The sequence below is a fragment of the Ferrovibrio sp. genome (assembly GCF_029255545.1).
Classification (GTDB): Bacteria; Pseudomonadota; Alphaproteobacteria; order Ferrovibrionales; family Ferrovibrionaceae; genus Ferrovibrio.
In genome coordinates this window covers 103,845-125,505 of the sequence record NZ_JANLJJ010000079.1, presented here as the reverse complement: position 1 = coordinate 125,505, position 21,661 = coordinate 103,845, and the positions used below count along the sequence as shown (strand labels likewise).

General features: G+C 66.2%; 20 protein-coding genes. 7 read left to right on the top strand and 13 right to left on the bottom strand.

The features are described from left to right. Positions 1-94 precede the first annotated feature (94 nt). The 12 genes from urtA to Q1J79_RS15620 form a co-directional block, all read right to left on the bottom strand. A complete protein-coding gene (urtA, locus tag Q1J79_RS15675) occupies positions 95-1,366 on the bottom strand; it encodes an urea ABC transporter substrate-binding protein (RefSeq protein WP_367182994.1) in 1,272 nt (423 codons plus the stop codon). Between the two features lie 334 nt (positions 1,367-1,700). Then, positions 1,701-2,600, bottom strand: a complete 900-nt coding sequence (locus tag Q1J79_RS15670; RefSeq protein ID WP_300302187.1) for an urease accessory protein UreD — start codon at positions 2,598-2,600, stop codon at positions 1,701-1,703. Position 2,601: 1 nt separating this feature from the next. After that, a complete protein-coding gene (locus Q1J79_RS15665) occupies positions 2,602-3,159 on the bottom strand; it encodes a dTDP-4-dehydrorhamnose 3,5-epimerase family protein (RefSeq protein ID WP_300302185.1) in 558 nt (185 codons plus the stop codon). Between the two features lie 84 nt (positions 3,160-3,243). Beyond that, on the bottom strand, positions 3,244-4,017 hold the full coding sequence (locus Q1J79_RS15660) for a LamB/YcsF family protein (protein ID WP_300302182.1): 774 nt from the start codon (positions 4,015-4,017) through the stop codon (positions 3,244-3,246). 34 nt (positions 4,018-4,051) lie between these two features. Further along, positions 4,052-5,107 (bottom strand): biotin-dependent carboxyltransferase family protein, encoded by a 1,056-nt coding sequence (locus Q1J79_RS15655; protein ID WP_300302179.1) that lies wholly within the window; start codon positions 5,105-5,107, stop codon positions 4,052-4,054. Next, on the bottom strand, positions 5,104-5,832 hold the full coding sequence (gene pxpB / locus Q1J79_RS15650) for a 5-oxoprolinase subunit PxpB (RefSeq protein ID WP_300302176.1): 729 nt from the start codon (positions 5,830-5,832) through the stop codon (positions 5,104-5,106). Before pxpB ends, Q1J79_RS15655 begins: the two co-directional genes overlap by 4 nt. A gap of 24 nt (positions 5,833-5,856) precedes the next feature. After that, entirely contained in the window at positions 5,857-6,537 is a 681-nt protein-coding gene (locus Q1J79_RS15645) for a DUF2848 domain-containing protein (RefSeq protein ID WP_300302173.1), read from the bottom strand. A 16-nt stretch (positions 6,538-6,553) separates the two neighbouring features. Continuing rightward, positions 6,554-7,837 carry a TRAP transporter large permease gene (locus tag Q1J79_RS15640; RefSeq protein WP_300302170.1) on the bottom strand — a complete coding sequence of 428 codons (1,284 nt, stop codon included), beginning with the start codon at positions 7,835-7,837 and terminating at the stop codon, positions 6,554-6,556. A 4-nt stretch (positions 7,838-7,841) separates the two neighbouring features. Then, a complete protein-coding gene (locus Q1J79_RS15635) occupies positions 7,842-8,441 on the bottom strand; it encodes a TRAP transporter small permease subunit (protein WP_300302167.1) in 600 nt (199 codons plus the stop codon). A 66-nt stretch (positions 8,442-8,507) separates the two neighbouring features. Further along, positions 8,508-9,563, bottom strand: coding sequence for a TRAP transporter substrate-binding protein (locus Q1J79_RS15630; protein WP_300302164.1), 1,056 nt, complete (start codon positions 9,561-9,563; stop codon positions 8,508-8,510). Positions 9,564-9,589: 26 nt separating this feature from the next. After that, positions 9,590-10,390: a putative hydro-lyase gene (locus tag Q1J79_RS15625; protein ID WP_300302161.1), complete on the bottom strand. Its 801-nt coding sequence runs from the start codon at positions 10,388-10,390 to the stop codon at positions 9,590-9,592. A 110-nt stretch (positions 10,391-10,500) separates the two neighbouring features. Next, positions 10,501-11,415 carry a LysR family transcriptional regulator gene (locus tag Q1J79_RS15620; RefSeq protein ID WP_300302158.1) on the bottom strand — a complete coding sequence of 305 codons (915 nt, stop codon included), beginning with the start codon at positions 11,413-11,415 and terminating at the stop codon, positions 10,501-10,503. Positions 11,416-11,539: 124 nt separating this feature from the next. Between Q1J79_RS15620 and Q1J79_RS15615 the strand changes: the two genes are divergently transcribed. From Q1J79_RS15615 to Q1J79_RS15605, 3 genes are read left to right on the top strand one after another with little or no spacing between them, the layout of a single operon-like run. Further along, a complete protein-coding gene (locus Q1J79_RS15615) occupies positions 11,540-12,481 on the top strand; it encodes a MurR/RpiR family transcriptional regulator (RefSeq protein ID WP_300302156.1) in 942 nt (313 codons plus the stop codon). Further along, entirely contained in the window at positions 12,478-13,812 is a 1,335-nt protein-coding gene (locus Q1J79_RS15610) for an aspartate aminotransferase family protein (RefSeq protein ID WP_300302155.1), read from the top strand. Before Q1J79_RS15615 ends, Q1J79_RS15610 begins: the two co-directional genes overlap by 4 nt. Next, positions 13,812-14,678: a 3-keto-5-aminohexanoate cleavage protein gene (locus Q1J79_RS15605; RefSeq protein WP_300302153.1), complete on the top strand. Its 867-nt coding sequence runs from the start codon at positions 13,812-13,814 to the stop codon at positions 14,676-14,678. Before Q1J79_RS15610 ends, Q1J79_RS15605 begins: the two co-directional genes overlap by 1 nt. 4 nt (positions 14,679-14,682) lie before the next feature. On the opposite strand, the gene Q1J79_RS15600 is transcribed toward Q1J79_RS15605, so the two are convergent. Next, positions 14,683-15,939, bottom strand: coding sequence for a D-amino acid dehydrogenase (locus Q1J79_RS15600; protein ID WP_300302151.1), 1,257 nt, complete (start codon positions 15,937-15,939; stop codon positions 14,683-14,685). Between the two features lie 185 nt (positions 15,940-16,124). On the opposite strand from Q1J79_RS15600, the gene Q1J79_RS15595 reads away from it, so the two are divergent. The 4 genes from Q1J79_RS15595 (at position 16,125) to queC (ending at position 21,644) form a co-directional block, all read left to right on the top strand. Beyond that, entirely contained in the window at positions 16,125-17,048 is a 924-nt protein-coding gene (locus Q1J79_RS15595; RefSeq protein ID WP_300302149.1) for a LysR substrate-binding domain-containing protein, read from the top strand. A 237-nt stretch (positions 17,049-17,285) separates the two neighbouring features. Then, entirely contained in the window at positions 17,286-18,263 is a 978-nt protein-coding gene (locus Q1J79_RS15590) for a TAXI family TRAP transporter solute-binding subunit (RefSeq protein ID WP_300302146.1), read from the top strand. Between the two features lie 88 nt (positions 18,264-18,351). Then, positions 18,352-20,934, top strand: coding sequence for a TRAP transporter permease (locus Q1J79_RS15585; protein WP_300302144.1), 2,583 nt, complete (start codon positions 18,352-18,354; stop codon positions 20,932-20,934). Next, on the top strand, positions 20,931-21,644 hold the full coding sequence (gene queC, locus Q1J79_RS15580; protein ID WP_300302142.1) for a 7-cyano-7-deazaguanine synthase QueC: 714 nt from the start codon (positions 20,931-20,933) through the stop codon (positions 21,642-21,644). Before Q1J79_RS15585 ends, queC begins: the two co-directional genes overlap by 4 nt. The last annotated feature ends 17 nt before the right edge of the window (positions 21,645-21,661 follow it).

The following is a 21,661-nucleotide window of genomic DNA, read 5'->3' as shown; positions in this document are numbered from 1 at the left end:
GTTGATGTCGGCCGAATCGAGTCCGGCGCGGGCGGTGCCGGCCCCTTCCCGCGCCGGAAGACGGAGGAAGGGGCCGGTCGCCATTACGCTGGGCTCAGTTCGCGAGGGCCGCGTATTTCGGCTTCTCGCAGTTGCCGCAGACCCACGGGAAGGTCCAGTCGGCGGTCAGCTTGGCGCTTTCCGGGATGTATTTCGACCAGGCATCGGCCTTCACCGGGCCCTTGGTCTTCCACACCACGTTGAACTGGCCGTCCGGGCGGATCTCGCCGATATAGACCGGCTTGGAGAGGTGATGGTTGGTGTTCATCACCGCGGTGAAGCCCGACGGCGCCTTGACCTTCTGGCCATACATGGCCTGCCGCACCGCATCCACATTGGTGGTGCCGGCCTGGGCCACCGCCTGCGCCCACATCTTGAAGCCGATATAGGTGGCTTCCATGGGATCGTTGGTGACGCGCTTGTCGTTCTTGATGAAGGTCTTCCACTGCTTGATGAAGCCGTCGTTGACCGGATTCTTCACCGACTGGAAATAGTTCCAGGCCGCCAAGTGGCCGACCAGGTTCTTGGTGTCGATGCCGGCCAGCTCTTCCTCGCCGACCGAGAAGGCGACGACCGGAATGTCGGAAGCCTTGATGCCCGCGTTGGCCAGTTCCTTGTAGAACGGCACGTTGGCATCGCCGTTGATGGTGGAGACCACCGCGGTCTTCTTGCCGGCCGAGGCGAACTTCTTGATATCCGCCACGATGGTCTGCCAGTCGGAATGACCAAACGGCGTGTAGTTGATCATGATGTCTTCCGGCTTCACGCCTTTCGACTTCAGGAAGGCTTCCAGAATCTTGTTGGTGGTGCGCGGATAGACGTAGTCGGTGCCGGCCAGCACCCAGCGCTTCACCTCGCCGCCATCCTTGCCCATCAGATACTCGACCGCCGGAATCGCCTGCTGGTTCGGCGCGGCGCCGGTGTAGAACACGTTCTTCGAGCTTTCCTCGCCCTCATACTGGACGGGGTAGAACAGCATGCTGTTCAGCTCCTCGAAGACCGGCAGCACCGACTTGCGCGAGACCGAGGTCCAGCAGCCGAACACCACCGAGACCTTTTCCTTGGAAATCAGCTCGCGCGCCTTCTCGGCGAACAGCGGCCAGTTGGAGGCCGGATCGACCACCACGGCCTCGACCTTCTTGCCGAGCAGGCCACCCTTCTTGTTGATGTCGTCGACCATCATCAGGACGGTGTCCTTCAGGGTCGTCTCCGAAATGGCCATGGTGCCAGACAGCGAATGGAGGACACCGACCTTGATCGTGTCCTGGGCCTGGGCGCCGTGAGCGCCAAGGGCGGCCGCCCCAAGCATCGCGCCTGCTGCGGCCATGGTCCGCATGAACTTGCTCATTCTCTTCCTCTCCTGCGTTGGGCCTGGCCCCCCCATGGGCTCAGCCGGACAGGGTTGGAATGGCAAGGAGCGTGCCAAGGCGGGAATGCCGTGAGGGCATGACCTGATACCTCGGGTAATGCGCTGATTCCGCGCCGCAATATGACAGCCGCCGTTACACGGGCGGATTGCTACCGCTGTGATTCTACAGATGGCTGGTGAACTACTTCGGCGCGCTTAAGCCTGTTTTTTAGGCTTATGCGGTCTAAAAATAGGCAAAGATTAAAATACGTGCAGAAATCGCCCAAGGATTACCCTGGGATCAGACCCGGGATCAGAAATGCCACAGGCGCGGCATGGTGGCCGGCCGGCCCAGCCCCGGACGCAAAGCCGCCCAGAGCAGGCCGAAATGGCGGCGCAGCCGGGCCGCGTCAGCATCGAGCAGGCGGATCAGCAGCAGATCCTCGATCACGGTGGCGCCCCACAGGCTGCCGGCCGGCAGCGCGGCGGCTGGCAGCATTTCGCGCAGGCGGTCGCGGGCACCCGCCGGATCGGGCAGGCGCGCCAGGATCAGGCCCTGGGCCACCACCCCGGCGAAACCGGCCGGATGGGCCAGCGCGGCCACCAGATTCTCCCCGTCCAGCCGGATGGCGTCGCGCCACAGCAGGCGGCCATCTTGCCGCAGCTGCCAGCGGTCGAACAGCCGGCCGCAGGTGAGGCGTTCGCCGCGCGCGATGCGGCCAAATACGGTGATGTCGCCGGCCAGCAGCCGCGCATCCTGCCGCAGATCAATATCGACGCTGCGCTCCAGCCGCGCGCCGTCGAACAGGATGGTCTCCTGCGGCAGCCATTCCAGCGCACCCCCCGCGCCGACCGCGAGCGTGATGCCGATATCGGCCGCATCGTCATCCTGGCCGGCGCGGTAGATTTTCTCGGCCGCCTGTGGCGTGCACAAGGCATTGGCCCCGGCCTCGACCGTCACGCCCAGACGCAGGCGGTCGCCGCCGGTCAGGCCACCGGCCGTGGTGACCAGCACGGCGGTGAAGGCCTCGCCCGGATCGGGCGATGGCATCAGCGCGCGGCAGGGATCATGCTGATAGAGATCGGCGATGCGGCCGCCGCCGGCCGGGTCGGCCACAACCGAGACCGCAGCCGGGGCGATGCGCAGGATCAGCGCGCCATCGGCCCGCTGCAGGCGCGGAGTGTCGGCGCCGGACAGCCTGCTGCCCGTCATCTCAGTCCAGCAGATCGGGCTGATCGGCCAGCATCGGCTGATCGATATCCTGCGGCGTCAGGATGGCCTCGGCCGGCCGCACCGGCCACTGGATCGCCAGCGCCGGGTCACGCCAGTTGATGCCGCGCTCCAGATCGGCATCCGGCGCCGCGCTGGCCTTGACCAGCACCTCGACGGCGGGCTCCAGGCTGCACCAGCCAACAGCGAAACCGGGCATCGCATAAAGCTGTTCGGCGCCCATATAGGAGATCGCGCCCTCGAAGCTCTTGCCGAAGGTCTCCGACGAGCGGCGCACATCGACCGCGGCGAAATAGATGCGGCCGCGCAGCACGCGCAGCAGCAGGGCCTGGCTGGCCGGCGCCAGCTGGTAGCGCAGGCCGCGCACCGTGCCGGCCTTGTCGGCGTAATGGATGCAATCGTCGATGAAACGATCATGGATGCCGATCTCGCCCATCTGGCGCTCGCTGTAGACCGGGCTGGACCAGCCCTCGCCGCGCATCAGGGTGGACGCGCGCAGCAGCAGGCAGCCGGGCAGGATGGGCGGAGCGATCTGGAACATGACGGACCGGGCAAAAAGAAAAGGGCCCTCATCATCGATAAGGGCCCCGGGATTGGCAAGGGATAGCCGTGCGGGAAGCGCGGATCAGCCCAGCATCTCGGGCAAAGTGACGATCTTCACCCCGGCCTGCTCCAGCCCGGCGCGGATATGGCGCGCCATCGCGACGGCGCCGGCGCTGTCGCCATGCACACAGATCGAGTCGACATTGCAGGGGATGCGCTTGCCCGACAGCGAGACGATGGCGCGTTCCTGCACCATGCGCAGCACGTTCGCCAGCGCCTCATCGTTGTCATGCACCATGGCCTTGGGCTGGCCACGCGGCACCAGATTGCCGTCATCGTCGTAATTGCGGTCAGCGAAGACCTCCTGCGCCACCGGCAGATTCATCTTGCGCGCCGCCTGCACCATGGCCGAACCGGCCGGCGCGAGGAAGATCAGGTCTTTCGACACGCCGGCAATGCCGCGCGCCAGCGCCATGGCGAGATCCATGTCGGTGGCGGCCTTGTTGTTGATCGCGCCATGCGGCTTCACATGGGTGACCCTGCCGCCTTTGGTGGCGGCCACGCCCATCAGCGCGCCGACCTGGTAGGCCATCAGGGCTTCGACCTCTTTGTTGTTCATGGTCATCGGCCGGCGGCCGAAACCCTGCAGGTCGGGATAGGAGGGATGCGCGCCGATGGAAACGCCGTTTTTCACCGCCTCGGCCACCGTTGCCTGCATCACGCTCCAGTCGCCGGCATGGAAGCCGCAGGCGACATTGGCCGAGGTGACGACGGAGAGCATCGCCGCGTCGTCGCCCATATTCCAGGCGCCGAAGCTTTCGCCCAGATCGCTGTTCAGGTTCACCTTCAGGGTCATGGCCGGTCTCCGCGTATTATTTCCAGCGCCCGCTTTATTTCCAATGCCCGCTGGGCGCATCCACCGCGCCGCTGATCAGGTTCACAGTATATAGGGCATTGTGATCGAGCCAGACATCCGGCAGAGCCGTGCGGACACCCTCGATCAGGCGGCGCACTTGTTTTTCCTGTTCGCGGCGGATCGCCTCGGCCTCGGCCACGGAAATCGCCCGGAAGCTCAGCATGTCGCCGGGCTTCATGCGGCCGACGCGCGGCAGATCGGCCGAGATCACGGTGGCGATCTTGGTATAGCCGCCGGTGGTCTGGCGGTCGGCCATCAGGATGATCGGCTTGCCGTTGCCGGGAATCTGGATCGAGCCGGTGACCAGGCCTTCGGAGGCGATATCGGCGCCGCGCGTATGCTCCACCACCTCGCCATCCAGCCGCAGGCCCATGCGGTCGGCCTCCTTGGTCACGGTATAGGTGGCCGAAAGGAAGGTCTCGATGCCCTTTGGCGTGAAACGGTCGTCCTGCGGCCCCAGTACGACGCGGATCGGCCCGCTGCCGTAGTCGATACTGTCGGCCAGTTCGCGCTCCTCGCCTTCGGGCGCGGCGTTCAGCTTCAGCGGCAGGCGGTCGCCGGCTCTCAAGGCGCGACCCTCGAAGCCGCCAAGGCCGGAGCGCATGTAGGTGGAATGGCTGCCCATGAACAGCGGAATGGCAAAACCGCCCTGCACCGCCAGACAGGCGACGCTGGCATCCTCGATGGCGCCGATGGTCAGGCGGTCGCCGCGTTTGAGCAGAACCGAGCGCCAGGGCTTGAGGCCGCGGGCATCCGATCCGTCAGCTGGCTGCAATGTGAGTTTCGCGACGCCGCCGAAGGCGACGCGCACGCTATCGGCCGCCACGGTGAAGCCCGGGCCGAGATAACCGATTTCCAGTGCCGCCGTGTTTTCCGGATTGCCAACGAGGCGGTTCAGCAGCCGCAGGGCGATGGGATCGGTGGCGCCGGCCACCGGCATGCCGAGCGCCTGGGCGCCGAAGCGGCCGAGATCCTGCACGCTGGTCATCAGGCCGGGCGTGACGATGTCGAGAAAGCCGGCGGCAGTCACGGTTTCACCTGCAGTGCCGCGTAATCGAATGTGCCCTGCTCCACCCGGTTGAGCATCGCGGCATAATCGTCGGCCGAGATCGCGGCGTAAGTGACCTCGTCGCCGGCCGCCAGCAGGATCGGCTCGGACCGGCCGGCATCAAAGAGCCTGAGCGGCGTGCGGCCGATCAGGTGCCAGCCGCCCGGGCTTTCCCAGGGATAGATCGTGGTCATCGATTCCGCGATGGCGACCGAGCCCTGCGGCACCTTCAGGCGCGGCTCCTTGCGGCGCGGCAGATGCAGCGACGCGTCCAGCCCGCCCATATAGGCCAGCCCCGGCATGAAACCGAGCATGTAGACGAAATAGCGCCCGGCGGTATGCGTGGCGATCACGGCGTCGGGGCTGAGCTTGCAGCGTTCGGCTACGTCAGCCAGGTCGGGCGCGAGATCGGGCGCGTAGCAGACCGGCAAACGCCAGAGCCGCCCGGTGCGCAGCGACGCCTTCAGCCCGGCCAGCATGGCGCGCACCTGCGATTCCAATTCGGCCCGCGATGCGTTGAGCGGATCGTATTGCACCAGCAGGGCACGGAAGGACGGGATGGTCTCGACCACGCCGGGCAGTTTCGCTTCGCCAAGCGCGGCATGCAGGGCCATCACCTGCGCATTCACCGCGCGGTCGATGCCCTCGCCGAATTCGACGCTGAAACCGGTATCGCCGAAAGAGCGAATCTGCGGATAATTGCTCATGCCGCTGTCATACGGCTTCGCGCCTCAGGCGACAACCGGAAGTGCCTCGATATCGTAGGCATGACCGATTTTGCGCCTGAGCACCGGGTCTTCCAGCTCCATCTCGAAGCGCGCCGCCGGCCGGATGCCGCCGATGGCGCCCAGCGTGCCGCCGAACATCAGCGAACCGGGCGGCAGGGTGGCGCTGTTGGAATAGCGCTGCATCAGGTCGTCCGGGCTGCGCAGGCCGGAGACGGCGCCTTCCTGGTACAGCACGCGCTGGCCGTCGATGGTGGCCCAGGCACGCAGGATCAGGGCATCCCAGTGCGGCGCCACCTCGTCGTAGCGCCACAATGCCTTTGCCACCACCTTGGAGCAGAGCTGCTTGGACAAGGCCACGCCGGCCGCCTCGGCCTTGCGGTCGGTATGGTCGGAGCCGACGGTGACCCAGAGTCCGTCAGCCAGAGACACCACCACCGGCTCGACCTCGCCCGAGGTGTCGGGACCAAGCACCTGCAGATGATCGGTCTGGCTGAGCTGGCCGGTGCCAATGCGGTAGAACAGCGGCACGGAAGATGGCCTCGGCACGCCGATGGCGGCCAGTTCCTCGATATGATGCTCGATGGCATGCTGGTCGCGGCCGGCCCAGCCGGCGACGATCAGGGTGTCGATCTGCACGGCGACGTGGTCGCGGCGATCCTGCCAGAGACGGTCGAAAGTCAGCACGCTCGAATCCTCACAATCAGCCGAAGGTGGTGGGCAGCCACAGCGCGATGCCCGGGAAAATCGCCAGCAGCACGATCAGGGCGATCATCATCAGCACGAAGGGCAGCGAGCCGGCGATCACGTCATTCAGCGTGCCGTTGCTACGCAGCGACTGCACGACGAAAAGGTTGAGGCCGACCGGCGGCGTGATCAGCGCCATCTCGATCAGGATGATGATGACGATCCCGAACCAGATCGGATCGAAACCCAGGCCGAACATCACCGGCGCCACGATGGGAATGGTGGTGATCATCATGGACAGCGTTTCCATGAAGCAGCCCAGGATCAGGTAGAACACCACGATGGCAACCAGCATCTCGAATTTCGACAGGCCGAGGCCGGCGATGTAGTCGGTCAGCATCGTGGTCAGCCCGATGGCCGAGATGATGAAATTGAGGAAATAGGCGGCCACGATGATCAGCATCACCATGGCGGTGGTGCGCATGGTGTTTTCCATCACCTCCTTCAGCATGGCGATGGACAGCCGCTTGTAGGCCGCCGCCAGTCCAAGCGCCGCTACCACGCCGAGCGAGGCCGCCTCGGTGGGGGTGGCGAGGCCGGCATAGATCGAGCCGACCACGACCAGGAAGATGCCGAGCGGCGGCAGCAGGTCGACCAGGCTGGCGAAACGCTCGCCCCAGCCGACGCTGACCGTCCGGCCGCCCCAGCCGGGTTTCACGACGCAGAACACGGCGACCATGACCATGAACAGCACGGCCAGCCCGAGGCCCGGAATGATGCCGGCCAAATAGAGCTTGGGGATCGAGGTGTCGGTCAGCACCGCGTAGATGATGATGTTGATCGACGGCGGGATCAGGATGCCCAGCGTGCCACCGGCCGCCAGGGTGCCGAGGAACAGCCGTTCGTTATAGCCGTGCTTTTTCACCAGCGGCAAAGCCACGGTGCCGACGGTGGCGGCGGTGGCCACGCTGGAGCCCGAGGTGGCGGCGAAGATGGCGCAGGCGCCGATATTGGAATGCATCAGGCCACCGGGAATCCAGGCCAGCCATTTCACCATGGCTTCGTACATGCGCTCGGCCACGCCGGCGCGCAGCAGGATCTCGCCCAGCAGGATGAACATCGGGATCGAGACCAGCAGGAAGTCCTTCGAGGACGACCAGGCCACCTCGCCCAGCGCCAGGCTGAGCGGCATCTTGGAATAAAGCTTGTCGAGCAGCAGGCCCAGCGTGCCAAGGGCGCCGGCGACCGGCAAAGCGGCGGCGAGCAGGACGAGCAGCAGGATCAGGGACGTGGCGAGCATGGGATCAGTCCTGCGGCTTCAGGCTGGCGGTATGGGCGGCTTCGTCGGCGGCGTCTTCCTCGATGGTGCGGGCGCCGGCCAGCCGGCGCACGGTGTCGAGATCGCCGCCCAGCAGCGCGAACAGCGCCCGCAGCAGCAATGGCAACAGGGTGAACAGGAACAGCGCCAGGCCAATGACCCAGAGCGATTGCGGCATCCACAACGGCGTCTGCAGCGGCGTGGTGGCGCGGGCGCTGAAGGCAATCGAGGTGCCGAGCACATCCCAGGCCTGCCAGGTCAGCAGGGCGATGAAGCCGCCGAGGGAAGCCAGCGCAAGGATGTCGAGCATGGCGCAGAGCACGCGCGGCAGCCGGGTATAGAGCGCATCGACGCGCACATTGGCGCGGCGCAGCAGGGTGAAGGCGAGCGCCCAGGCGGTGCCGATGGCGAAAGCATAGCCGGAGAGCTCATCGGCGCCGCCGACCGAGATCAGCAGCAGCTTGCGCAGCAGGACGTCGACCGACACCAGGAAGGCCGAGGCCAGCACCAGGGCACCGCCGGCCCAGATGGCATAGCGCGACAGGCGATCGGCGAGGCCGAGCCAGCGATCCAGCAACATGATCATGGACGATACCCTGACATAAAAATGCCGGAGCCCGGGGAGAAAACCGGGCTCCGGCGGGGAGGCAGCTTACTTTGCGGCGGTCAGGCCGACCACCTTGCCAATGCTGTCGTTGAAGGTAGCGATGCAGTCGCCCTGGCAGCGCGCCGCCCATTTCGGCAGCACGGTGTCGGTCAGGGCCTTCTTCAGCAGCGCCTTGTCGGCATCCGAGACCGGCACGACGGTCATCTTGGCCTTGGTGCCCATGGTGCAGCTGGCCTTGCCGGCATTGCAGTCATAGCCCTGCTGGGTTTCCTCGGCGGCCGCCTTCCAGATGCGGTCTTCCAGGCCGGCGATTTCCTTCTGCAGGAAGGCGCGCACCTGCGGGTTCAGCTTTTCCCAGGTCTTGACGTTGACGCCGTGCATTACGTGGCTCCAGCCCAGCGGCAGGGCATAGATATGCGTCGCCACCTCGTGCCACTTGGCCGAGTTGCCCGACAGCGTGCCGGTGATGGCGCAATCCACCACCTTGTTCTGCAGGGCGGGCACCACCTCGTTGAAGGCCATGGTGACGCCGGTGCCGCCGAAGGCCTCGACGAATTCGGCCAGCGTGCGGTTGCCGGTGCGCACCTTCTTGCCCTTCAGGTCGGCCAGGCCCTTGATGTCGCCGTTGCAGAACAGCACCTGGGCCGAATACGGCCAGATGCCCAGCACCTGCACGCCAAACCGCTCGCGGTAGAACTTGTCGTAGACCGGCTTATAGGCATCCGAGATCTTGCGCGCGGTGGCCACGTCCGGCGCCAGGCCGGCGAGGTCGACCGCCTCGTTGCGGGCATCGTCGGCCGCGACATAACCCAGCACGGTGGAGCCGAAATCGATCACGCCCAGGCGCATCAGGCGGAAGATTTCCGCGCCCTTGAGGCCCATTTCGTTGAACGGGGTGATCTCGGCGGTGATGGCGCCCTTCGATTTCTCGGTGATTTCCTTCGACCAGAAGGGCTGCTCGAAATTCTTGTACTGGGTCAGGTTGCCCCAGGCGCCGACCACCTTCAGCGTGGTCTTCGGCATGTCCTGGGCCATCGCTTGGCCGGCGATGCCGGCCAGCAGCGCGCCGGCAACAGCCAGCGTCTTGATCATGGTCTTCATTCTCTTCCCCTCCAGGTTGGTGAAACTCACAGAATCGCTAAACGGCTGTTCTTCAGGTCGGTGACCAGCATGTGGCCCGGCGCATGGGTGATGCAGAAATCCGGCCTCACCGTCGCGATCACCGACTGGGGCGTGACGCCGCAGGCCCAGAAGACCGGCAGTTCATCGTCCTTCACCTCGACCGGATCGCCGTAATCGGGCTGCATGATGTCTTTGATGCCGATCAGCTCGGGCTTGCCGATATGCACCGGCGCGCCATGCACGGCCGGAAACCGCGAGGTGATCTGCACGGCGCGGATCGCATCGGCGGGCTTCAGCGGCCGCATCGAGACCACCAGCGGGCCATGGAACGGACCGGCCGGCTGCGTCTGGATGCTGGTGCGATACATCGGCACGTTGGTGCCGCAGCTGATATGGCGCAGCGGGATGCCATCTTCGACCAGCGCCTCTTCGAAGGAAAACGAACAGCCGATCAGGAAAGCCACCAGATCGTCGCGCCAGAGCGCTTTCAGGTCGGAGACGGCCTCGACCATCCGGCCATCGCGCCAGACGTGATAAAGCGGAATGTCGGTGCGGATGTCGACATCCTCGCCCAGGGCCGGCAGGCGCGGATCGCCCGGCTCGCTGGCGGCCAGCAGCGGACAGGGCTTGGGGTTGAAGTGGCAGAAGCGGAAGAAATCGTCGGCCAGCGCCTTGGGCAGGATGGCGAGATTGCCCTGCACATAGCCCGGCGCGATGCCGGCGGTGGGGCCGCGATGCTCGCCGCGCCGCACGGCCTGGCGCGCCGCATGGCCGCTGCCGTAAACCCTGGCCGTCATCGCATTCATGCAATCCCCCATGCCGATGTGACAATCCGGTTATGCCATCATGGCGGGCACCATGCTGTCCAATCGCGGTTTCGGATGGAGTGCGATAAGAAATTCTTATGGCTTAAAAATCAGGCGCGACGCTGCTTATTCCGGCGTTTCACCTCTGCCTGCGCCAGTTCGCGGGCGATTTCCACCACCGCCTCGGCCATGTAGCTGTCGGGCTTGAGCGGGTAGCTGGCGGAGAAATTCAGATCCGGCAGGCTCTGCTCGGCGCGCACCAGCCGCAGGCGTTTCTCGGCCAGTTCGCGGCGGATCACCACCGGCGGAATCGCGCTGATGCCGATGCGATCCAGCGTCATGCGCACGATGGTGCTGAGCGAGGCGTTGCCATACATGCGCAGGTTGGGCAGATCAGAGCGCGTCATCATTTCGCGGATGGTGATGAACGGCCGGGTGTTGCGCGGATAGGTGATGATCGGCCAGCGGGCCAGCATGCTCAGCGGTACCGGTTCGGGCCCGAGCTCCAGATCGGGGCTGGCAACCCAGGCCAGCGGATAACTGGAGAGCGCGACATTCTTGATCCGCGGCTCGCTGACCGGGCCGAGCAGGAAGGCGATATCGAGCTGATGCGCCACCAGCCGCTCGCGCAGGATCGGCGAGGTATCGACCTCGATTTCCAGCGTCAGCGCCGGATAGACCGCATGCATGCGCTCGATCAGCCGGGCAAGCCAGGTATGCACGATGGTTTCAGCGACGCCGAGCCGCACCACGCCACGCATGGCGCGTTTCTCGCGCGCCGCCTGCAGCAGGTCGGCGCGCAGCTGCAGCATGCGCTCGGCATAGGGCAGCAGCTCGTTGCCCTTGAGCGTCAGCGCCACGCCGCGCGGTTCGCGGTCGAACAGCTTCACGCCGAGTTCGGATTCCAGCAGGGCGATGCGCTGCGACACCGCCGGCTGGGTGGTGTTGAGCCGCTCAGCGGCGGCGCGGAAGCCGCCGAGATGGGCGACCCAGACGAAGGTTTCCAGGTTGCGCAGGTCAGCCATAGCAATCTCCCGCAATAAAGCCGTCTCAACTATAAGCATTGCTTATGGGAAACGCAGCCCCGGCAGTTGAAACAACTGTTTCAATATATAATTTAATGAATCACTTGTTGCATGAGCGGCCGAAATGGGCTTCACTGACCCGATGCCTGCCGTCCGCCATGTCCAGCCCGACTCGCTGCCGACCCGCATCGCGGCGGCTTTCGAGACGCTGCCGCCGCAGTTGAAAGCCGCGGCGCGGTTCGTGCTGGACCATCCCGACGACGTGGCCCTGCTGTCGATGCGCGAGCAGGCCCGCCGCGCCGGCGTGCCGCCGGTGACCATGACGCGACTGGCACGCCAGCTCGGATTCAGCGACTTCGCCGCCTTCCGCGACGTGCAGGCCAGCCTGCTGCGCCGCAGCCCGGGCAAGGCCTTCAGCGCCGAATTCAGCAACCGCGCCGGCCGCCTGCAGCAGCGCCAGCAGCAGGGCGGCGACGCCGCGCTGGCCGGCCAGATCGGCTGGGCGATGGCCGAGCATATCGCCGAAAGCCATGACGATGCCGGCATCACCGCCCTGGTGGCCGCCGCCAAGCTGCTGGAGGGCGCACGGCGCGTGCATTTCCTCGGCCTGCGCTCCTGCCATGCGGTGGCCTTCCATGCCCATTACATCTATGGCCTGTTCCGCGCCAACGGCCTGCTGCTGGACGGCGCCGGCGACACCGGCATCGATGCCCTGCGCCATGCCGGCCGCGGCGATGCCCTGCTGGCGATCAGCGTCGCGCCCTATGCCAGCGCCACGGTGGAGCGCGTCGCCTATGCCCGCCAGCGCGGCCTGACCGTGGTGGCGATCACCGACAGCCGCGTCTCGCCGGTGGCCGGCCTGGCCCAGCACGGCCTGCTGATCTCGACCGACACGCCCTCGTTCTTCCATGCCATAACGCCAGCTTTCGCCATGGCCGAAACCCTGGTGGCGCTGATCGCCGCCCGCGCCGGCGAGGAAGCGTTGGCCGCCATCCGCAATGCCGAGGTCCAGCTCGGCGCCTTTTCCACCTACTGGTCTCCCAAGCGCAAGAAAGCCACGCCATGACTAGCCGCATCCTGCACCGCATGATCAACCACGCCTATCCGGTCGCCGTCGGCGGCGAAGGCATCGAGATCATCGATTCCCAGGGCAAGCGCTACATCGATGCCTCGGGCGGCGCGGCGGTGAGCTGCCTCGGCCACGGCCATCCCGACGTGACGCGGGCCATGCACGAGCAGGCCGACAAGCTGGCCTTCGCCCATACCAGCTTCTTCACCACCGAACCGGCCGAGAAGCTGGCCGACAAGCTGGTCGGCCATGCGCCGAAAGGCATCAGCCACGCTTATTATGTCTCCGGCGGCTCGGAGGCGATCGAGGCGGCGCTGAAAATGGCGCGGCAGTATCATGTCGAGCGCGGCGAACCGCAGCGCCGCCATTTCATCGCCCGGCGCCAGAGCTATCACGGCAACACGGTGGGCGCGCTCTCCGTCGGCGGCAACGCCTGGCGGCGCCAGCAGTTCGCGCCGATGCTGATCGACGCGCATCACATTTCTCCCTGTTTCGAATATCGCGACCGCCGGCCCGACGAGACGGCGGAGGAATATGGCCGGCGCGTCGCCGAGGAACTGGAGGTCAAGATCCTGGAACTGGGCAAGGACAGCGTGATCGCCTTCATCGCCGAGCCCGTGGTCGGCGCGACGCTCGGCGCCGTCACCGCCGTGCCGGGTTATTTCAAGCGTATCCGGGAAATCTGCGACACCTACGGGGTGCTGCTGATCCTCGACGAGGTGATGTGCGGCATGGGCCGCACCGGCACGCTGCATGCCTGCGAGCAGGAAGGCATTTCGCCCGACATCATGACCATCGCCAAGGGCCTGGGCGGCGGCTACCAGCCGATCGGCGCCGTGCTGCTGGGCCAGCATATCTTCGATGCCTTCAGGAATGGCACGGGCTTCTTCCAGCATGGCCATACCTATCTGGGCCATCCGATGGCCTGCGCGGCGGCCCTGGCGGTGCAGGAGGTGATCGAGCGCGACCACCTGCTCGACAACGTCAAGGCGATGGGCGCGCATCTGATGGACCGCCTGCAGGAGCGGTTCGGCAACCACCGCCATGTCGGCGACATCCGCGGCCGCGGCCTGTTCCAGGCCATCGAGCTGGTGCAGGACCGCGCCAGCAAGGAAACCTTCGACCCGGCGCTGAAGCTGAATGCCCGCATCAAGGCGGAAGCGATGAAGATCGGCCTGATGTGCTATCCGATGGGCGGCACCATCGATGGCAGGCATGGCGACCATGTGCTGCTGGCGCCGCCCTTCATCTGCAAACCCGGCGATATCGACATCATCGTCGAGCGGCTGGGCGACGCGGTCGACACCGCACTGAAGGGCATCGCCTGATGCCGGCCCCGTCGACGAAGATGGTTCCGATCCTGCCCGCCGTGGTGGCGCCCGCCATCATTGCCGTCGCCCCCAATGGCGCCCGCAAACTCAAGGCCGATCACCCGGCGGTGCCGCTGAGCGCCGACGAGCTGGGCCGCTGCGCCGCGTTATGCCAGGATGCGGGGGCTGCGATGATCCACCTGCATGTGCGCCAGGCCGATGGCCGGCATTCGCTGGATACCGACCTCTATCGCGCCGCCATCATTGCGGTGCGCCGCGAGGCCGGCGACGACATCATCATCCAGGCCACCTCGGAGGCCGCCGGCATCTACAACCGCCATGAGCAGATGGCGGCGATGCGGGCCCTGATGCCGGAGGCCTGCTCGCTGGCGATCCGCGAGATCGTGCCGGATGCACAGGCCGAGACCGAGGCCGCCGCCTTCCTGGCCGAGCTGCACCAGGCCGGCGTGATGATGCAGTATATCCTCTATTCCGACAGCGACCTGCATCGTTTCCACGACCTGAAGGCGCGCGGCATCGTGCCGGGCGAGAAGCATTCCGTACTGTTCGTGCTCGGCCGCTACAGCGCCGGCCAGCGTTCGGAACCCAGCGACCTGCTGCCCTTCCTGCATGACTGGAGCGGCGCCGACGGCGCCTTCGCCGTCTGCGCCTTCGGCCCGAAGGAATCGGCCTGCGCGCTGGCGGCCCTTGGCCTGAACGGCCATGCCCGCATCGGCTTCGAGAACAACATCCTGCTCAGCGACGGCAGCGTGGCGGCGGACAATGCCGCGCTGGTGCGCCAGACCGTGCAGCATGCCGGCCTGATGGGGCGCGCCATCGCCGATGCGAGGATGGCGCGGGGCGTCCTGGCGGCCTTGCGCTGAGCGCCTAAGCCGCCGCCAGCGCAAAATCCCGCTCGGGCACCGGCGCCGGCCGGCCGGCCAGCCTGGCGGCGATGGCCTCGGCCGAGCCAAAGGCGAGCGTGAAGCCGAGCGCGCCATGGCCGACATTGAGCAGCAGGTTGTCGATGCCGCTGTCGCCCAGGATCGGCAGGCCTTTCGGCGTCGCCGGCCGCAGGCCGGTCCAGGGCTCGATCTGCTGCCAGGTGGCGACATGGGGAAAGGCCTCGCGCGCCTGCGACACGAGCTGGCCCAGCCGGGCCGGGTCGATCTCGTCATTGGCGCCAACGATATCGGCCATGCCGGCCACCCGCAGGCGCGACCCCAGCCGGGCATAGACGGTCTTGCAGGCCGTGTCGGTGATCGAGACGCGCGGCGCAGCGGCATCGTCGGCGATCGGCAGCGACAGGCTGTAGCCCTTGATCGGATAGATCGGCAGGTCAAGGCCCGCGCTCAGCCCGATCCGGCGGCTGGCCACGCCGGCGGCCAGCACATAGGCATCGGCCTCGTAGACGCCGGCCTCGGTCTGCACGCCGAGCAGATGCCGGCCGGCCCGCAGCAGGCCACGCACTTTTGAGCCATAGACGAAACGCACGCCGGAATTGGCGCCCGACAACAGGTTTTCGATGCCGAGGCAGAGCCGGTAGGGATCGGCCGCCTCGTCGCCAGGCGTGAACACGCCGCCATGGATGCGATGGGCAATGGCGTCCAGCGCCGGCTCGATGGCCAGGCAGCCGTCGCGGTCGAGCACCTGCTGCTCGCTGCCCAGGCGGCTCTGGTATTCCGCCTGCGCCCGGGCACCGGCCAGGCCGGCCGCGTCGCCCTGCAGCACCAGCTTGCCGGCGCGGCTCCACAGGAAATCGAGCGCGCGGATGTCCTCGGCGGCATGCAGCACGTCGCGGCTCAGATAGGCCAGCCGCAGCAGCTTCTCGGTGGTGGCGAGCGCTTCGGCGCGCGTGCAGGCGGCGAGGAACTTCAGCAGCCAGCGATACTGGAACAGCTCGAAGCCGGGCCGGAAGCGCACCGGCGATTGCCGGCCGAACAGATATTTCGGCAGGTCGAGCCACACCCCGGGCGCGGCCAGCGGCGCGACATAGGAATAGCTGAGCTGGGCGCCATTGGCATGGCTGGCGCCCTGGGCGGTGGCGCCGGCGCGGTCGACTACGGTGACGCGATGGCCATCACGCGCCAGCCGCCAGGCCGTCGTCATGCCCACCACACCCGATCCGATCACCACGATATCCATGCCGTACTCCAGGGCGCCGGCCCATTGGCGGGCGCCTGTATCCAACCTAGGCGTATCCAACCTAGGTAGCCCGGACTGCCACAGCCACTGCCGATGCAGCCGGCAGCCATAACATCGGGTTATGCCGACCCTTGGGAGAAAGCCATAGCAAAGCTAGAGTGCGGGCGGCAGAATCGGAACCCATCATGCAACTGCGCCATCTCGAAGTCTTCCACGCCATCATGCTGACCGGCACGATCACGGCCGCCGCCAAGCTGCTGAACATCTCGCAGCCGGCCGCCACCCGGCTGCTGCTGCGCGCCGAGGACCAGCTGGGCTACAAGCTGTTCGACCGGGTGAAAGGCAGGCTGCTGCCGACCCGTGAGGGCCAGGTGCTGCATGCCGAGAGCGAACGCATCATCAGCGGCCTGGAGAACCTGCGCAAACTGTCGCGCAACCTGGGCGCCGCCACCAGCGGCCACCTGCGCATCGCCGCCGCGCCGGCCCTGTGCATCGACCTCGTGCCGCTGGCAATCAGTCGCTTCCGCCAGAAGCACGCCGATGTCAGCTTCGAGGTGGAAACCCGGCAATATGCCGATCTGGTGCGCGTGGTGCTGAACCACGAGGTCGATCTGGGCATCGGATTCGACATCCAGCCGCATCCCGGCCTCGACATTCAGCTGCTGGCCGAAGCGCAATTCTACGGTATTTTTCCGAAGACCATGGAAAACCAGGTGCCCGCGAGTGTGAAACTCGACTGGTTCCGCAAGCATCCCTTCATCGGCCTGCGCAGCGACGACCCGCTGGGCGCGGCGTTCAGCGCCGCGCTCAAGCTGTCCGGGGTCGACCTGCAACCCATCGTCGAGGTCAAGACCAACCAGATCGCGCTGTCGCTGGTGGCGCGCGGCGCCGGCGTCGCCATTGTCGACCAGTATACCGCCGCGGCCCATGACCCGCGCCAGGTCATCGCCCGCCCGCTGCTGCCGCACATCGATTTTGCGGTGCACGTGATGCGGGCCAAGCACCAGCCGGCCTCGGTGCTGGCGCGCAAATTCGGCGCCGTGCTGGCGCAGACGGAAAAATCGGTTTCTGCCGCACTTGTGACCCCCGGCAAGCCACAACGGACTTGACGAAACCGGTCGGACCGGTGTCCATACCATCGGGTTATGGACACGGTACCGATACGCATGGCGGCAGGCTTGGTCTTTCCGCTATCACAGGGGCGTATGGGCCGGTATGCCGCAACGGGGTGCGGCCTGCCATTACACAGTTCCGGGCCTGTGCCGGCGCGGCCGTATCGGCCGGCGATCATCAATCAATCCGGCTGCCGTCAACCTGACCGCAGTCCATTACGGAGGAGAAACAACATGCAGTTTGCAACCAAGCACCTGCTGGGCGGCGTGCTCGGCGCGGCCCTGCTGGCCGCCCTGCCCGGCGCCGGCTTCGCGCAGCAGAAATTCGTCACCATCGGCACCGGCGGCGTGACCGGCGTGTATTACGCGGCCGGCGGCGCGATCTGCCGCCTGCTGAACAAGGACCGCAAGGCGCATGGCATCCGCTGCTCGGTCGAATCGACCGGCGGCTCGGCCTACAACATCAACACCATCAAGGCCGGCGAGCTTGATTTCGGCATGGCCCAGTCGGACGTGCATTACAACGCCCTGAAGGGCGTCGGCGCGTTCAAGGATGCCGGCGCTTTCGCTGACCTGCGCTCGGTCTTCTCGGTGCATCCCGAGCCGTTCACCGTGCTGGCCCGCAAGGAAATCAACGCCACCAAGTTCGAGGACCTGAAGGGCAAGCGCTTCAACGTTGGCAATCCGGGCTCGGGCACCCGCGCCTCGCTGGAAGAACTGCTCGGCGCGCTGGGCTGGAAGCTCTCCGACTTCTCGCTGGCCTCCGAGCTGAAGGCCGACGAGCACGGCCCGGCGCTCTGCGACAACAAGATCGACGGCTTCTTCTATGGCGTCGGCCATCCGTCGGCCAACATCCAGGACCCGACCACCACCTGCGGCGCCAAGCTGGTCTCGATCACCGGCCCGGCCATCGACAAGCTGGTGGCGGCGAATTCCTTCTACGCCAAGGCAACCATCCCGGCCGGCCTGTACAACAACAACCCGCAGGCGACCCAGACCTACGGCGTGCTGGCCACGCTGGTCTCCTCGGCCAAGGTCGACAACGAGACGGTCTACCAGCTGGTGAAGGCCACCTTCGAGAATTTCGATGAATTCAAGAAGCTGCACCCCGCCTTCTCGGCGCTGAACCCGAAGAACATGGTCAAGGACGGCAACTCGGCCCCACTGCATCCCGGCGCCGTGAAGTACTACAAGGAAAAGGGCTGGATGTAATCCGGCACTACACTGTTCAGCCGGCCCGTGTCGCAGCGGGCCGGCTTTTTTTTGAGCAGACCGGGCGACTGATTTTCGAGGACCGACCATGAGCAACGCAGCAACGCAACGCCAAGCCACCGAGCAGGACTTGCAGCAACTCGTCGCCGACGCCGATCTGGGCGGACGCGACCCCAAGGGCGCGGTCGCCAAACTGATCCTCGCCATTGCCGTGGCCTGGTCTGCCTTCCAGGTCTGGTATGCCTCGCCGCTGCCCTTCATCTTCGGCGTCTTCATCCTCAACGACACCGAGGCGCGCGCGATCCACCTCGGCTTCTCGGTCTTCCTCGCCTTCACCTGCTATCCGGCCTTCAAGCGTTCGCCGCGCAGCCATATTCCGGCACTTGACTGGATCCTGGCCATCGCCGGCGCCATCGCGGCCTCCTACCTGTTCCTGTTCTACGCCGCGCTGGCCACCCGCCCGGGCCAGCCAACCTGGTATGACCTCGCCATCGCCGGAGTCGGCCTGCTGCTGCTGCTGGAATCGACCCGTCGCACGCTCGGCCCGCCGATGGTGATCGTCGCCGCCGTCTTCATCCTGTTCACCTTCGCCGGCCCGTGGATGCCCGAGGTGATCCAGCACAAGGGCGCCTCGCTGACCAAGTTCCTGCAACACCAGTGGCTGACCACGGAGGGCGTCTTCGGCGTGGCGCTGGGCGTCTCGACCGGCTTCGTTTTCCTGTTCGTGCTGTTCGGCTCGCTGCTCGAGAAGGCCGGCGGCGGCAACTGGATGATGCAGATCTCCGTCGCCCTGCTCGGCCATCTGCGCGGCGGCCCGGCCAAGGTGGCCGTGGTGTCGTCGGCGCTGAATGGCGTGGTATCCGGCTCGTCGGTGTCCAACGTCGTCTCGGGCGGCATCTTCACCATCCCGATGATGAAGCGCACCGGCCTGACCGGCGTGAAGGCCGGCGCCATCGAGACGGCGTCCTCGGTGAACGGCCAGATCATGCCGCCGGTGATGGGAGCGGCCGCCTTCCTGATGACCGAATATGTCGGGCTGCCCTATGCCGACATCGTCAAGCACGCCTTCCTGCCGGCCGTAATTTCCTATATCGCGCTGTTCTATATCGTCGACCTCGAGGCGCAGATGATCAACGCCAGACCGCTGGAGCGCGCGGTGAAACGCGGCCGGCGCGAATACTGGCTGCGCCAGGGCCTGGGCTGGAGCGGCAGCATCGCGGTGATCTGCGCGCTGTATTACGGCATCCTCGGCATCCAGGCGGTGACCGGCGCGGCGGCGCCCTGGCTGCTCGGGATCGGCGGCGGCGCGCTGTATCTGCTGTCGCTGTGGTATGCGGCGAAATTCCCCGACCTCGAGCTGGACGATGCCAGCAACCCCGACATCAAGGTGCCGGAAGCCTGGAGCGTGGCGCGCACCGGCCTGCATTTCCTGCTGCCGATCGTGGTGCTGCTGTGGTGCCTGATGGTGGAGGAGCTTTCGCCCGGGCTGTCGGCCTTCTGGGCAACCGCCACCGTAATGGCCATCGTCGTGACGCAGCGGCCGGTCATCGCCTTCTTCCGCGGCACGCAACAGCTTGGCGATGCGGCCCGCCTTGGCATTGCCGATCTGGTCGAAGGTTTCAACCTTGGCGCCCGCAACATGATCGGCATCGGCATCGCCACCGCGACGGCCGGCATTATCGTCGGCACCGTGACCCTGACCGGCATGGGCCTGATGATGACCGACTTCGTCGAATTCATCTCGGGCGGCAACGTGATCGCCATGCTGCTGCTCACCGCATTCATCTGCCTGATCCTCGGCATGGGCATCCCGACCACGGCCAACTACATCCTGGTCGCCACCCTGATGGCGCCGGTCATCGTGGAACTGGGTGCCCAGGCCGGGTTGGCGATTCCGCTGATCGCCGTGCATCTGTTCGTGTTCTATTTCGGCATCATGGCCGACGTGACGCCGCCGGTCGGTCTGGCCTCCTTCGCGGCGGCGGCGATTTCCGGCGAGGACCCGATCAAAACCGGCCTGCAGGGCACGATCTATTCGATGCGCACCGCCGTGCTGCCCTTCGTGTTCATCTTCAATCCGCAAATCCTGATGATCGATATCGACCATACGGCCGAGGCGATCCTGGTGATCGTCATCGCCACGGTGGCGATTCTGGTCTTCGCCGCCGCGACCATGGGCTGGATGCTGACCAAAAGCCGTAAATGGGAATCGGCGCTGCTGCTGCTGGTCTGCTTCGCGATGTTCCGCCCCGGCTTCTTCTGGGACAAGCTGTATGAACCCTATACGGAAGCGCCGGCGAAGCAGGTCTTCGAGGTCGCCGGCAGACTGCCGGCGGACGGTCGCCTGCTGATGGTGGTGGCCGGCACGACGCTGGAAGGCGACGACGTCACCAAGACGATCAGCCTGCCGCTGGCAGCGCCCGGCGAGGCCCGCAAGCGGCTGGCCGATGCCGGGCTGACCCTGACCACGCTTGGCGACCGCGTGCAGGTTGGCGCCATCAAATTCGGCTCGGCCGCCAAGCGCGTCGGCCTGGAAAGCGGTTTCACCATTGAACATGTGCTGCTGCCGGCCGACCGGCCGAGCAAGCACTGGGTGTATCTGCCGGCATTCGCCCTGCTCGGCCTGGTCATGCTGCTGCAATGGCGGCGCAGGAAAGCCGCAGCAGCATGAAGGCCGTCGTCCTCTGCTCGGGCGGCATTGACTCGGTCACGCTGGCCTACCGGATCGCAGCCGAGAACGGACTGGAGCGCCTGATCTCGTTTGATTACGGCCAGCGCCATCGCCGCGAGATCGAACATGCCGCCGGCATCGCCGCCGCGCTCGGCGCGCGCCACGACGTGGTCGACATTGCCGGCCTCGGCCGCTTCCTCACCTCATCCTCGCTGATCAGCGGCGGCGACGCGGTGCCCGACGGGCATTATGCCGAGAGCAACATGAAGTCGACCGTGGTGCCCAACCGCAACGCCATCATGCTGAGCATCGCCTTTGGCATCGCCGCTGGCGCCAGGGCCGATGCGGTCGGCATCGCCGTGCATAGCGGCGACCACTTCATCTATCCCGATTGCCGGCCGGCCTTCGTCGAGGCCTTCCGCGCCATGCAGGCCTGCGCCCTGGAAGGCATGTGGGAGGTGCAGCTCTACGCCCCGTTCGTCGGCTTCACCAAGGCCGACATCGTGCGCGAGGGCGCGCGCTTACGCGTGCCCTACGAGAAGACCTGGAGTTGCTACAAGGGCGGCGCGAAGCATTGCGGCCGCTGCGGCACCTGCGTCGAGCGGCGCGAGGCCTTTTATCTGGCCAATGTGGCGGACCCGACCGACTACGAGGATCCAGATTACTGGCTGCAGGCGATCGCCAGGATGAAGGCTGAGCGCGGCGCCTGAGCCAGTCCCGGGTGCCG